The following is a 12908-nucleotide window of genomic DNA, read 5'->3' on the forward strand; positions in this document are numbered from 1 at the left end:
ATGACTGATGACACAATATGGCTTTTACGTTGACTCCTCGCGCTGTTCGGGCTGCAAAACCTGTCAGGTCAGCTGCAAGGATAACAAAGATTTGGATCTTGGCCCGAAGCTGCGCCGTGCCTATGAATACGGCGGCGGCAATTGGGTAAAAGAGGGCGAGTCCTGGCAAAACGACACCTACAGCTACTACCTGTCGATTGCCTGTAACCACTGTGACGATCCGACCTGTGTGGCCGGTTGTCCAACCGGTGCCATGCACAAGCGCAAAGAGGATGGGCTGGTGCTGGTGGATGAGAACGTGTGCGTTGGCTGCCGTTACTGTGAGATGCGTTGTCCCTACGGCGCGCCGCAGTTTGATGCGCACGCCAAGGTGATGCGCAAATGTGACGGTTGCCTGGATCGGTTGCAGAAAAATCTGCGTCCGATCTGTGTCGATTCCTGTCCGCAGCGCGCGCTGGATTTTGGGCCCATTGATGAACTGCGTGCCAAATACGGCACCGAAAACGAGATCGCACCGTTACCTTCTGCGTCGCTGACGCACCCGAATCTGATCGTCAAACCGCACCCGAAAGCGCGGCCGAGCGGCGATAGCGGCGATAAAGACGGTGCTATTCAAAACTTGCAGGAGGTGCGCCATGCATGAGTTGCCTTTGGTGTTTTTTACCGTGCTCACGCAGAGTGCGGTGGGGGCGTTTATCCTGCTGTTGGTGGCGGGAGTGTTAAAACAGGTGGAGGCGCGGCCGTTAGCGATTGGGCTGTTTGCTGCAATGTGTCTGTTTGGTCTGGCCCTGCCGATCGCGGGGCTGCACCTCGGGCAGCCACTGCGTGCCATGAACGTGCTGCTGCGCGCCGGGCACTCGCCGATGAGCAACGAAATCGTGCTTTCATCGCTGTTTTGCGCGTTTGGCGGTCTCGGAGCGCTGGGGTTGCTGCTTAATCGCGGCGCACAACGTCTGTTCAGCGCGCTGACCTGGATCGCTGCCGTAGTGGGTGTGCTGTTCTTGTTGGCTATCCCGCGCATTTATCAGTTGCCGACCGTGGCGACCTGGAACACCAGCTACACGCTGTTGATGATGCTGCTGACGCCGATGATTGGTGGCGGCGCACTGGCGGCGGTATTGGGTGCACGCCGGATTGGGCTGGCCGTTAGCGTATTGGCTACGCTGGCGAGCTTCTGCCTGCGTCCTGGCTACATGGCAACCTTGATGAGCGCAGACAGTGCGCTGACCAGTGCACAGCTTGCCTGGTTCAGTGCGCAGGCTATCCTGCTCGCTGTGGGCGTAGTGGGGGCGATGATGCATGTCCGTTATAAAACCGGACGCTCACTGTTGGCGGCCAGTGCGCTGGTAGTGATTGTCGCTGAGCTGGCGGGCTGTGTCGCGTTCTATAACCTGTGGACGTTGCCGATGTAATGCCGTGCCGCCCTGTATGCTATTGCACAGGGCGGCATCCTAAGGGGAGAGCCCGATGTCATCTATAGCCGTGTTGCCACGTTTTTTGGGCGCACTCTTTTACTACCCGCCGACACACCCCGATGTGCAGGCTATCGTTGAGAGCTTATCTGCGCTGCCTACGCTGTGCCCCTGGGCAGAACGCACCGAAATGGAAGCGTTGTGTCAGCACTGGCCGGTGCCTGACGCAAAAGCGTTTGTCTGGCAATACTCGGTGCTGTTCGAAGGGCAGGGAGAGATGTTTGCACCGCCCTGGGCGTCGTTCTATCTGGAAAACGACAATCTGCTAATGGGAGAAAGTACGGCACTCTATCGTGCTTTCCTACACCAGCACGGGCTGTCGTTTACCGGTGCGCAGCAGGAACCGGAGGATCAGTTCGGATTGATGCTGCTGGCGCTCGCAGCACTGTTGGAACAAGAGAAAGAGCAGGCTGCACACACGCTGTTGGAAACGTATTTGCTGCCCTGGAGCGATCGCTATCTGGAACGCTTGCAGCAAAATCCCCACAGCCCGTTCTATGCCCAACTGGCAGCCGTGACCCGCTTACTGCTACAGGGGATGCAGCGTCATTATGGGTTGCAGCCCGAAACACCACGGATGTTTTTCTGATGGAAAAGGATGAGCGCTACTATCGCGGATATTTGTCTCATCGCTACGTCAGTCGGCGCGGGTTGTTCCGCGCCTTTCTTAATGCTTCGCACCAGCATGAGCCGCTACCCGATAACGCTCAACCGCGTGCGCCACTTCCTCCCGGTGCGCTGCCTGCACCGCAGTTTTATCAACAGTGTAACCGTTGCCAACAGTGTGTTAATGCTTGCCCAATGGGGGTGCTGATCGTCAATGAAGAAGGTTATCCGCAGTTGGCCATTGAATACGCCAGTTGCGATGGCTGTCAGGCATGCATCGCGCATTGCCCCTCGGGGGCGCTATTGCCGCAGGCACACTTTGATACCGGATTACGTCCGGCGATCGGCGCTACCTGCATCAGTCAGCAACGCCATTGCCGCAGTTGCATCGATACCTGCCCGAGTCAGGCGCTTTCCCTCAGTGAGCGAGGCTTGCCTGATGTAGACAGAGCGCGGTGTCATGGCTGTGGAGAATGCTTGATTCAGTGTGAAATTCAGGAAATTTCATTGACCCCATTCGCTTAAATAACGCCTCAATATCGACCCCGCCATACAGCTGTTTATGCAGTGATAATGTGATTTTTATTTTTGAACGTCATGTTATTGTGACGCCAATGGCTATTATTTATTTTTAAATAAAACCTAAATGAATATGTGAAATAAGAAGAGATGATTGAACTATTAATTGAATGGTTTAATTAAACGTATTTTAAACACAATTCGGATGAGGCGTGTTTAGGGTGTTCATCTGAGTTATTTTAGTAATGCGCACCTGTATCATTATTTATAAAGGTTAAAAAACAGGTCTCGACTATATTATCAGCCAACTTTTTTCTTATTTCCTTTTGCGAGGTAATAGAAATTAAGGCGGTGAAATCGTGATGTTTTTTACGTTTATTATTTTATCACCAGGATATTGTCATGCTTGATTTTTTACCTTTTTCTCGCCCTTCTTTGGGGGAGGAAGAGGTTGCTGCCGTAAATACGGTCATGTTATCCGGGTGGATCACTTCAGGGCCAAAAAATCAGCAATTGGAAGCTGCTTTTTGTGCATTGACCGGCAACAAGCACGCCATTGCTGTCAGTTCCGCCACGGGCGGGATGCACGTAACCTTGATGGCGCTGGATATTTCCCCTGGCGATGAAGTTATTACCCCCTCGCTGACCTGGGTTTCAACCCTCAACATGATTGTCTTGCTTGGCGCTGTGCCGGTGATGGTAGACGTCGATCGCGATACATTGATGGTCACGCCGGAGGCCATTGCTGCGGCTATCACGCCCCGCACGCGCGCCATTATTCCCGTGCATTACGCTGGCGCACCCGCTGATATGGACGCGATTCGCGCCATCGGGCATCGTCACGGCATCCCCGTTATTGAAGATGCTGCTCATGCCGTTGGGGCCGAGTATCGCGGAGCCCCTGTCGGAGCGAAAGGCACTGCGATTTTCTCCTTTCACGCCATCAAAAATATGACCTGCGCAGAGGGCGGACTGGTGGTCACCGATGATGACCAGCTTGCCGAGCGTATCCGCAGCCTTAAATTTCACGGCCTTGGCGTGAATGCTTATGACAGACTTGCACAGGGACGTGCACCACAGGCAGAAGTGATAACACCGGGGTACAAATACAATCTCAGTGATATCCATGCCGCGATTGCGTTAGTGCAATTTGGCAAGCTGGCGCACGTTAACCAGCGGCGTCAGGAGATTGCGCAACGCTATTTATCGGCGCTTGCCGATACGCCACTGCTGCCGCTACGTCAGCCTGAATGGCCCCATCACCACGCCTGGCACCTGTTTATATTGCGTGTGGATGTTGAACGCTGCGGTATTTCACGCGATGCGTTAATGGCTGCACTGCAAGCGCGAGGGATTGGCACCGGCCTGCATTTTCGCGCCGTCCATACCCAGAAATATTACCGTGAGCGTTTTCCCGCACTTGAACTTCCTCATACGGAGTGGAACAGCGAACGCCTGTTATCCATTCCCCTGTTTCCGGATATGACTTATGACGACACATCACGCGTTATCGATGCGCTGCTCGAACTTGCCTGCGGTTGATATGTTCACCTTTCCTCCGATAAAAAAAGTCTCCGTTGTCATCCCGGTATTCAACGAGCAAGAGAGCCTGCCCGCGCTGATTCAGCGCACGGTGGCTACCTGTGAGACGTTGAGTAAGGACTATGAGATTGTACTGGTTGATGATGGCAGCAATGACAACTCAGCGCGACTGATGACACAATTCAGCGAAATGCCAGATAGCCACGTGATAGCCGTATTGCTTAACCGGAATTACGGTCAGCATGCTGCGATCATGGCGGGATTTAGCCATACCTCGGGCGATTTGATCATCACGCTGGATGCCGATCTCCAGAATCCACCGGAAGAGATCCCGCGTCTGGTGGCAAAGGCCGATGAAGGCTATGACGTGGTGGGCACGGTACGCCAAAACCGTCAGGATAGCCTGTTTCGCAAAATGTCATCGCGCCTGATAAATCGTTTTATCCAGCGTACTACTGGCAAGGTCATGGGCGATTATGGCTGTATGCTGCGCGCTTATCGACGCCATATCGTCGATGCCATGTTGACCTGCCACGAACGCAGCACCTTTATCCCTATCCTTGCCAATATCTTCGCGCGTAAGGCGACGGAGATTCCTGTCGAGCACGCCGAACGCCTGCACGGTGATTCCAAGTACAGCGTGATCAGTTTGATCAGCCTGATGTATGACCTGGTGACCTGCCTGACCACGACGCCTTTACGTCTGCTCAGTGTGATAGGTAGCGCCATCGCGCTCTCAGGGTTCTTGCTGACCTTTGTGCTGGTGGCGTTGCGTCTGGTATTTGGGCCTGAATGGGCGGCCGAGGGCGTTTTCATGCTGTTTGCCTTTCTGTTCAGTTTTATCGGCGCGCAGTTCGTGGGGATGGGGATACTCGGTGAATATATTGGCCGTATTTACAACGATGTGCGTGCTCGCCCTCGTTATTTTGTGCAACGCGTCGTTAAGGGTGAGACCCGCAAAGACGAGACTCACCAAGAGAGTAATGTGAAATGAATACCGTTGCTTTTGCTTACCATGATATGGGATGCGTTGGCATCAATGCCTTGCTGGCCTCTGGCTATCGCATCAGTGCTATTTTCACCCATGCGGACACGCCCGGTGAAAATCCTTTTTTTGGCTCAGTGGCTCGTATTGCCGCCAGAACGGGTATTCCTGTCTATACACCGGAAGACGTGAACCACCCGCTGTGGCGTGAACGCATTCGCGCGCTCGCACCGCAGGCCATTTTTTCTTTCTATTACCGCCGCGTGCTGAGTGACGCGATTTTGCAGTGCGCACCCTTAGGGGCGTTTAACCTGCATGGCTCGCTATTGCCGCAATACCGTGGCCGTGCACCGCTGAATTGGGTATTGGTTAACGGAGAGACGCAGACGGGCGTCACGCTGCATCGCATGACGTCAGAACCCGATGCGGGCCCGATTGTCGCGCAACAGCGGGTCGATATCGCCCCGGATGACGATGCCCCTGGTTTGCACCATAAACTGTGCGAATGCGCAGACAGTCTGTTACGCGATATCCTGCCAGTGATTAAATCCGGTAACTATCCGCAACAGGAGCAGGATCACGCACAGGCCAGCTATGTCACCCGGCGAACCCCGGAGGCGGGGCGGATGGACTGGTCGCGGCCCGCGCATGAATTGCACAACCTGGTGCGTGCGGTCACGGATCCGTGGCCGGGCGCCTTTTGTTATGCCGGTGCGACACGCTTGACGGTGTGGTCCTCCCGTTTGCGACAGGATTTCCCTTGCGCGCCGAGTGGAACAGTGTTGTCGGTTTCACCGCTGGTGGTTGCCTGCGGCAGCGATGCGCTGGAGATTGTGACCGGGCAGAGTGACAACAGCGTGTTTATGGCGGGTGATCAACTGGCACAAACCGTGGGCATGGTGGAAGGGGCCAGGCTGAATGCCTGCTTGCCGTGCCAACCCAAACGCGTGCGGGTGTTGATCCTCGGGGTAAACGGTTTTATCGGCCACCACCTGACGGAGCGGTTGCTGCAAGATGAAAATTACGAAGTCTACGGCCTGGATATCGGTTCCGATGCTATTGCCCGTTTCCTGCTTAACCCGCGTTTTCACTTTGTTGAAGGGGATATCACCATCCACTCGGAGTGGATTGAGTATCACATCAAGAAATGTGATGTCATTCTGCCGCTGGTTGCTATTGCCACGCCGATTGAATACACGCGCAATCCGCTGCGGGTGTTCGAGCTGGATTTCGAAGAGAACCTGAAAATCGTGCGTAGTTGCGTCAAACACCAGAAACGCATCATCTTCCCTTCCACCTCTGAAGTGTACGGGATGTGCAGCGATAAGGTGTTCGATGAAGATCGCTCATCGCTGGTGGTTGGGCCGATTAACAAACAGCGTTGGATCTATTCGGTATCGAAGCAACTGCTGGATCGGGTGATCTGGGCATACGGCGAGAAGCAGGGGTTACGTTTTACGCTGTTCCGTCCTTTTAACTGGATGGGACCACGGCTTGATAGCCTGGATGCTGCCCGGATCGGCAGTTCGCGTGCCATTACGCAATTGATCCTGAATCTGGTGGAAGGATCGCCCATCAAGCTGATTGATGGCGGTGAACAGAAGCGCTGTTTTACCGATATCAACGACGGCATCGAGGCGTTATTCCGCATCATCGAAAATCGTGACAACGCCTGTGACGGGCGAATTATCAATATCGGTAACCCGAAAAACGAGGCCAGCATCCGCGAGCTCGCGGAGATGTTGCTCGAAAGTTTTGAACGCCATCCGCTTCGGCACATGTATCCGCCGTTTGCTGGCATGTGCGTGGTGGAGAGTGGCAGTTACTACGGCAAAGGCTATCAGGATGTGGAACACCGTAAACCGAGCATCGTCAATGCGCGCCGCCTTTTGGGATGGGAGCCACAGGTCGAGATCCGCCAGACGATTGACGAAACGCTGGACTTTTTCCTGCGTGCTCACCCTTCACCGGATTCAACCCCATGAAGCGTGTCGGGCTGCGTATTGATGTCGACACCTGGCGCGGTACGCGAGTGGGTATGCCGCGCCTGTTAGAGACGTTGGAGCAACATGGGGTTCAGGCAAGCGTCTTTTTCAGCGTTGGGCCAGATAATATGGGGCGTCACCTTTGGCGTCTGGCCAAACCGGCTTTTTTGTGGAAGATGCTGCGCTCCAAGGCGGTTTCGTTGTATGGCTGGGACATCCTGCTGGCGGGAACTGCCTGGCCGGGCCGTTTGATTGGGCGCGGTAATGCGGATGTCATGCGACAAACGGCGCGTACCCACGAGGTGGGGCTTCATGCCTGGGATCACTTTGCCTGGCAAACCTGGGCGGGCATTTGGAACCCGGCACAGTTACATCGCCATATTGCGCTGGGCAAGACCGCGCTGGAGGATCTGCTGGGTCAGGCCGTCACCTGCTCCGCCGTGGCCGGATGGCGGGCAGATCAGCGTGTCATTGAGGCTAAGCAGTGCTTTGGTTTCCGCTACAACAGCGATTGTCGCGGCAGCACACCATTTCGGCCTCGTCTGGCAGATGGCACATTAGGTACCGTTCAGATTCCGGTTTCACTGCCCACCTGGGATGAGGTTATCGGCTCCACCGTGCAACCACAGCAGTTCAACCGCTATTTGCTCAACGCCATGCACAGCGCGCGAGGGACACCGGTGTATACCGTGCACGCTGAGGTGGAGGGCATCGCCTTCCAGCGGGAATTTTCGGCGTTGCTCTCCATGGCGCATCTTGAAGGACTTCAGTTTTGTCCTCTGGGGGCGTTGCTTCCTGAATCCGAGGCAGATTTGCCCGTTGGGCACGTTGTGCGCCACGCCATTGACGGACGGGACGGATGGTTAGGCTGTCAACAGTGGCTGAATAGCCAACACGATCAGGTCGGTCAGTCATGAAAGCAGTAACTTACACGCTCGCATTGGTTGCTTTGTGGGCACTCTACTACGTTATTCCCATTGAATACCGCTTGCTCTGGCAGCCGGATGAAACCCGCTATGCAGAAATCAGCCGTGGCTTGCTGGCCTCGGGGGATTGGGCGGTGCCGCGATTTTTAGGTATTCGCTACTTTGAAAAACCAATAGCGGGTTACTGGATCAACAATCTCGGTCAATGGCTTTTTGGTCATTCCAACTTCGCGGTGCGTGCGGGAGCCATATTCTCCTCGTCGCTGACCGCCTGTCTGGTAGCTTGGCTCTCCTGGCGGATCTGGCGGGACAAACGTACTGCGCTGCTGGCGGCGGTAATCTACCTTTCCTGCTTGCTGGTCTATGGCGTCGGGACTTACGCCGTGCTCGATCCTATGCTCGCGCTGTGGCTCTCGCTCGCCATGTGCAGTTTCTGGTATGCCGCTGAATCCGAGTCCGTGGGCAAAAAGGCCATTGGGTATCTGGTGCTGGGGATGGCTTGCGGCATGGGGGTGATGACCAAAGGCTTTTTGGCGCTGGCGGTACCTGTTATTAGCGTGCTGCCGTGGGTAGCAGAAAAGAAACAGTGGAAATCGCTGTTGATGTATGGACCGTTGGCCGTGTTAAGTGCGGCGGCGGTGACATTGCCTTGGGCGCTAACCATAGCAGAGCGTGAACCAACGTTCTGGCACTACTTTTTTTGGGTAGAGCATATCCAGCGTTTTGCGGAGGAAGGCGCACAGCACCGGGCACCGTTTTGGTATTACCTGCCGCTGTTTCTGCTGGGCGCGTTACCCTGGCTGGGGTTCCTACCCGGAGCGTTGCGCCAAGGCTGGAGAGACAGGAAAACGAACAGCGGCCTGATCTATTTGCTGGGCTGGACTCTCATGCCGCTGCTGTTTTTCAGCCTCGCGAAGGGAAAGTTACTGACCTATATACTGCCCTGCTACGCGCCGCTGGCGGCGTTGCTGGCCCATCATGTGCTGGGTGCTGCCCGCGAGGGTGCCAAGGCGCTGCGTGCCAACGCACTTATCAATATGGTGTTTGGTGTTATAGGGCTGCTGGCTGTGGTGCTGGTTTTGGCACCTCATCGGTTGGCGAGCTATCCGCTCTATACACCGCAGGAATATGGCAAGATGCTGGCGGCAGCGGTGATATTTCTCTCCTGGGCATTGATCGGGAGCCTGTCGCTTGTGCAACCGCGTAACCGCTGGGCCTGCGCGGCGCTGTGCCCGCTGGCATTGGCGCTGCTGGTGGGCGCTGCCATTCCCGATCGTGTGGAGAATGCCAAACAGCCGCAGGCGATGATTGAGCCGGCTCATGCGCAACTGCAAGCGAGCCGCTATGTGCTGTCCAACAGCGTAGGGGTTGCCTCGGTTATTGCCTGGGAGTTGCAGCGTGACGATATTTTTCTCTATAGCCGTCGCGGTGAGTTGGCCTGGGGGTTGGCGTTTGAGGACAGCGCAGAACGGTTTGTTTCTGAGGACGCCTTCTCCGGCTGGCTCGCGGCTCACCGTCAACAGGGCAATATTACGCTGATGCTACTGCTGGACGACGACGACAGGACGACGATACATACGTTGCCAACGCCGGACTGTGTCTATCAGCAAGGACGCTTTGCCGTTGTCGAGTATCACGCGCAGTGAGTGCATGGTTGGGGGTTTTGCTGGTCAGCATGCTGAGCTGCATGGGGCAGATGTGCCAAAAACAGGCGGCTGGCGCGGTTCATCCTGCCTATGCAGCGCGATGGCTGAGCGTTGCTCTGCTGCTGCTGGCGCTTGCGTTATTGCTGTGGCTGGTCGTACTGCAACAGCTTCCTGTTGGCATTGCCTATCCGATGTTGAGTCTGAATCTGGTCTGGATCACGCTGGCCGCACGTTGGATTTGGCAGGAGCCTATTGGTTGGCGGCATAGCCTCGGCATTCTGTTTATCATCTCGGGCGTTGTTTTACTCGGTGTTACGGCTTAACGTGGAGGCGATAGCATGGGATATCTAGCGGCGTGCCTCAGCGTCATGTTGGTCAGCATTGCGCAGTTGGCGATTAAATACGCCCTGTCCGGATTGCCACCGGTATGGTCAATACGCATGCTGTGGGACGGCGCAGCGTGCCAGTGGCTGCTGCTTACCGCTGGGCTGGGGTGTTACGTGCTGTCGCTAATTGTCTGGCAATTCGCGTTACAGCGTCTGGCGCTGGGAAAAGCCTACGCATTTTTGAGCCTGAGCTATGTGCTGGTGTGGCTTGGTTCGCTTCTCTTACCCGACTATTCAGAGCATTTTTCATGGCTGGCGTGCATCGGCGTGTTCGCCATTATGGTGGGCGTATTGTTGGTCTGCTGGCCGGAACGTGAAGAGAAAATCTCTACCTCGTCATAGCGCAAGAGTCGATCGGGCTCAAACAAAACAAACATTTTCAGGTGTAATTTCTTGTCATTCTTATCGCAATAACACCGTGTGAGATAGGTCATAGCATCCATACTGTAGATCGTAAATAATACAAAACCGTTATCAATAGGAATATACCCGTCATACTTCAAGTTGCAGGTGTGTTGGCTGCGTTCACTCACCCGAATCACTTACTTGTGTAAGCTCATCGGGATTCACTCACTTGCCGCCTTCCTGAAACTCGAATTATTTAGGGTATAGAAGGGATATTCCTACGGCGGCGGAGGGGTGAAAACGGATTCTCAGACACGGTGTCTGACTGACAGAAAAGAGCATGATGAACAACAAATACCCATTGCAAGAAATCCTTGACGTTGAACGGCTGCAAACGTTGCAGGATAACTTCAGCAAATCCATGATGATTGCATTGGTGGTTGTTGATGAAAAAGGCGTTCCGGTTACCAAACCCAGCGGATTTTCTGATTTTTGTGCCCGTTCGCGGCGTAATCCTGCATTAGCGCAACATTGCTACGACTGTGATGACGCCGGAGGAAGGGCTGCCATGGCGGCCTGCCGCCCGGTAGTGTATCGCTGCTACTGCGGATTCGTTGAGTTTGCGGTGCCCATCATGATAGACAACCATTATCTCGGCGCGTTTATCTCCGGTCAGGTCAAAGTCGAAACCTCAAAAGAGACCGAAATCCCCTACATTCTGGCGGAAAATGGCGTATGGGAAGAGAACCCCATGCTGGTGAATCTGCATAAAAACATCAAACGCATGCCCTATGAGCGTTTTGAATCGACCGCCTACACGCTGCTGCATGTCGCGTCCTATCTGGTTGAACAGGCTTACGCCAACAATATCCAGCGCGAGTTGCATCAAAAAGATCTGGCGTTGACCAATGAATTGCGCAAACGCGTGGACATCGAGCTCTCTCTACATGAAGCTGAATTTAAAGCGCTTTCCTATCAGATAAACCCCCATTTCCTGTTTAACGTACTCAATACTATCGGCCGTTTGGCCTTTTTGGAGAACGCCCAGCGCACCGAAAACATGGTGCATGATTTTTCCGATATGATGCGTTATCTGCTACGCAAAAGTAATAATGGGCTTATCACGCTGCGTAATAAAATCAATTACGTCAACAGCTACATGTCGATTCAAAAAGTCCGCATGAGCGATCGTTTTGATTATATGTTCAGCATTCCGGATAAATATCTGGATGTGATTTGTCCTTTCTTTATTTTGCAGCCGCTGGTGGAGAACTTCTTTAATTACGTGGTTGAGCCGCGAGAAATAAAAAGTCACATTCACATTAAAGCCACCGACGATGGCAGCGATGTGATTATTGAAGTGACGGATAATGGCGATGGTATTTCGCCACAGGATATCGAGCATATTCTCTCCGGTAATGAGAATCGTCAAAAAGGCGGCATCGGTATCAACAACATTCAAAATCGACTTCAGTTGCTGTTCGGCGAGCGTTATGGAGTGGAGATTGCCAGTCCGCACAAACCGAAGCAGGGAACCTCTATCAAACTGCGTTTCCCGATGCAGGAAGTCCATTAATCCGGGGAGAAACACAATGTACAATTTTGTGATTGTGGAAGATGAACACATTGAATCCAAATCTCTGCGCCGCATGATTTCGGAACACATCGAAAATGCCACCATTCATGAAGCATCGACCGGACGCAAAGCCATTCAACTGATCGATCAACTGAATCATATCGATATGATCCTGGTGGATATCAATATCCCGTTGCCAAATGGGAGAGAGGTGATCGAGTATCTGCGCCGTAAAAACGATCAGACCAAAGTGATCGTCACCACCGCCAATGACGATTTCGATATTGTGCGCAGCATGCTCAGTCTGAAAGTGGATGATTACCTGCTCAAACCGGTCAAACAGAGCATCATGACCGATGTGATCAAAAAGGTGCTGCATTACGATGAACAGGATAATCAGGTAACACGCGAACTGAAACAGAAAGTGTTTTCCCTGATCGATGACGGTGATTACCCGGCCTGGCATGAGCTGGTGTTTCAGACCATCGACGGTGCCTACTGGGATAAATCTGGCGATCGCCGTCAGACGGTAGTGGATTTTCTTGCGCTGCTTGACCAATACGTGACGGCGCAAGGCGACAAGTTTGCCGCATCTCATTCTGCGGCGCTGAAAGGGGTGATGCGCGACGTTGCCAGCCGTGGGCTGACGGAAGGCTTTTACTACCGTATTCTGCGCGGCGTGTTTACCCTGAGTGAAGCCCTGTTTGAGCGGGTGTTTAAAAGCGCTGCACCCCAGGGGGATTTTATCGAACGCGCGCGTTATCACATTGAGAAGAATATTTTCACCAACATCACCCTAAATAGCTGTTCCTAATACCGCTACACTTTTGCCTGTCCATGTTTTCCACTGGGAAACGGGCTGACGGTTTCCATGAAGCGGCGAACCTTGTTCAGTAACTGCCACATTGAACAGCATTGAT

14 protein-coding genes are annotated in these 12908 nt (G+C 53.9%); 13 read left to right on the forward strand and 1 reads right to left on the reverse strand.

The features are described from left to right. Positions 1–7: 7 nt before the first annotated feature. From ACTBDZ_RS01215 to ACTBDZ_RS01275, 13 genes are all read left to right on the forward strand, one after another. Positions 8–643 (forward strand): DMSO/selenate family reductase complex B subunit, encoded by a 636-nt coding sequence (locus tag ACTBDZ_RS01215; RefSeq protein WP_438813909.1) that lies wholly within the window; start codon positions 8–10, stop codon positions 641–643. Beyond that, positions 636–1412 carry a dimethyl sulfoxide reductase anchor subunit family protein gene (locus ACTBDZ_RS01220; protein ID WP_438813910.1) on the forward strand — a complete coding sequence of 259 codons (777 nt, stop codon included), beginning with the start codon at positions 636–638 and terminating at the stop codon, positions 1410–1412. The genes ACTBDZ_RS01215 and ACTBDZ_RS01220 overlap by 8 nt, the downstream gene beginning before the upstream one ends. 55 nt (positions 1413–1467) lie before the next feature. Further along, on the forward strand, positions 1468–2061 hold the full coding sequence (locus ACTBDZ_RS01225) for a TorD/DmsD family molecular chaperone (protein WP_438813911.1): 594 nt from the start codon (positions 1468–1470) through the stop codon (positions 2059–2061). Continuing rightward, positions 2061–2603, forward strand: coding sequence for a ferredoxin-type protein NapF (napF, locus tag ACTBDZ_RS01230; RefSeq protein WP_438813912.1), 543 nt, complete (start codon positions 2061–2063; stop codon positions 2601–2603). Before ACTBDZ_RS01225 ends, napF begins: the two co-directional genes overlap by 1 nt. Before the next feature lie 396 nt (positions 2604–2999). Then, positions 3000–4139 carry a UDP-4-amino-4-deoxy-L-arabinose aminotransferase gene (arnB, locus tag ACTBDZ_RS01235; protein ID WP_438813913.1) on the forward strand — a complete coding sequence of 380 codons (1140 nt, stop codon included), beginning with the start codon at positions 3000–3002 and terminating at the stop codon, positions 4137–4139. A gap of 1 nt (position 4140) precedes the next feature. Continuing rightward, on the forward strand, positions 4141–5133 hold the full coding sequence (gene arnC / locus ACTBDZ_RS01240) for an undecaprenyl-phosphate 4-deoxy-4-formamido-L-arabinose transferase (protein ID WP_438813923.1): 993 nt from the start codon (positions 4141–4143) through the stop codon (positions 5131–5133). Beyond that, positions 5130–7109 (forward strand): bifunctional UDP-4-amino-4-deoxy-L-arabinose formyltransferase/UDP-glucuronic acid oxidase ArnA, encoded by a 1980-nt coding sequence (arnA, locus tag ACTBDZ_RS01245; RefSeq protein ID WP_438813914.1) that lies wholly within the window; start codon positions 5130–5132, stop codon positions 7107–7109. Before arnC ends, arnA begins: the two co-directional genes overlap by 4 nt. After that, a complete protein-coding gene (gene arnD, locus ACTBDZ_RS01250) occupies positions 7106–8026 on the forward strand; it encodes a 4-deoxy-4-formamido-L-arabinose-phosphoundecaprenol deformylase (protein ID WP_438813915.1) in 921 nt (306 codons plus the stop codon). Before arnA ends, arnD begins: the two co-directional genes overlap by 4 nt. After that, positions 8023–9681, forward strand: a complete 1659-nt coding sequence (gene arnT, locus ACTBDZ_RS01255; protein ID WP_438813916.1) for a lipid IV(A) 4-amino-4-deoxy-L-arabinosyltransferase — start codon at positions 8023–8025, stop codon at positions 9679–9681. The genes arnD and arnT overlap by 4 nt, the downstream gene beginning before the upstream one ends. After that, positions 9678–10004: a 4-amino-4-deoxy-L-arabinose-phosphoundecaprenol flippase subunit ArnE gene (gene arnE / locus ACTBDZ_RS01260; protein ID WP_438813917.1), complete on the forward strand. Its 327-nt coding sequence runs from the start codon at positions 9678–9680 to the stop codon at positions 10002–10004. Before arnT ends, arnE begins: the two co-directional genes overlap by 4 nt. 15 nt (positions 10005–10019) lie before the next feature. Beyond that, positions 10020–10409, forward strand: a complete 390-nt coding sequence (gene arnF, locus ACTBDZ_RS01265; RefSeq protein WP_438813918.1) for a 4-amino-4-deoxy-L-arabinose-phosphoundecaprenol flippase subunit ArnF — start codon at positions 10020–10022, stop codon at positions 10407–10409. A gap of 346 nt (positions 10410–10755) precedes the next feature. Beyond that, complete coding sequence (locus ACTBDZ_RS01270) at positions 10756–11988, forward strand: sensor histidine kinase (RefSeq protein WP_438813924.1); 1233 nt, start codon at positions 10756–10758, stop codon at positions 11986–11988. Positions 11989–12004: 16 nt separating this feature from the next. Beyond that, positions 12005–12802: a response regulator gene (locus tag ACTBDZ_RS01275; protein WP_438813919.1), complete on the forward strand. Its 798-nt coding sequence runs from the start codon at positions 12005–12007 to the stop codon at positions 12800–12802. 5 nt (positions 12803–12807) lie between these two features. On the opposite strand, the gene ACTBDZ_RS01280 is transcribed toward ACTBDZ_RS01275, so the two are convergent. Continuing rightward, on the reverse strand, positions 12808–12908 hold a 101-nt coding region (locus ACTBDZ_RS01280), incomplete at its 5' end, for a hypothetical protein (protein WP_438813920.1).

This window comes from Symbiopectobacterium sp. (genome assembly GCF_051710365.1).
Taxonomy (GTDB): domain Bacteria; phylum Pseudomonadota; class Gammaproteobacteria; order Enterobacterales; family Enterobacteriaceae; genus Symbiopectobacterium.

Excerpts from the sequence above, each read along its gene's own strand:
- arnD (WP_438813915.1), top strand. The coding sequence starts at position 7,106 with ATGAAGCGTGTCGGGCTGCGTATTGATGTCGACACCTGGCGCGGTACG.
- arnF (WP_438813918.1), top strand. The coding sequence starts at position 10,020 with ATGGGATATCTAGCGGCGTGCCTCAGCGTCATGTTGGTCAGCATTGCG.
- arnA (WP_438813914.1), top strand. The coding sequence starts at position 5,130 with ATGAATACCGTTGCTTTTGCTTACCATGATATGGGATGCGTTGGCATC.
- ACTBDZ_RS01225 (WP_438813911.1), top strand. The coding sequence starts at position 1,468 with ATGTCATCTATAGCCGTGTTGCCACGTTTTTTGGGCGCACTCTTTTAC.
- arnC (WP_438813923.1), top strand. The coding sequence starts at position 4,141 with ATGTTCACCTTTCCTCCGATAAAAAAAGTCTCCGTTGTCATCCCGGTA.
- ACTBDZ_RS01270 (WP_438813924.1), top strand. The coding sequence starts at position 10,756 with ATGAACAACAAATACCCATTGCAAGAAATCCTTGACGTTGAACGGCTG.
- napF (WP_438813912.1), top strand. The coding sequence starts at position 2,061 with ATGGAAAAGGATGAGCGCTACTATCGCGGATATTTGTCTCATCGCTAC.
- arnB (WP_438813913.1), top strand. The coding sequence starts at position 3,000 with ATGCTTGATTTTTTACCTTTTTCTCGCCCTTCTTTGGGGGAGGAAGAG.
- ACTBDZ_RS01220 (WP_438813910.1), top strand. The coding sequence starts at position 636 with ATGCATGAGTTGCCTTTGGTGTTTTTTACCGTGCTCACGCAGAGTGCG.
- ACTBDZ_RS01215 (WP_438813909.1), top strand. The coding sequence starts at position 8 with ATGACACAATATGGCTTTTACGTTGACTCCTCGCGCTGTTCGGGCTGC.
- ACTBDZ_RS01275 (WP_438813919.1), top strand. The coding sequence starts at position 12,005 with ATGTACAATTTTGTGATTGTGGAAGATGAACACATTGAATCCAAATCT.
- arnT (WP_438813916.1), top strand. The coding sequence starts at position 8,023 with ATGAAAGCAGTAACTTACACGCTCGCATTGGTTGCTTTGTGGGCACTC.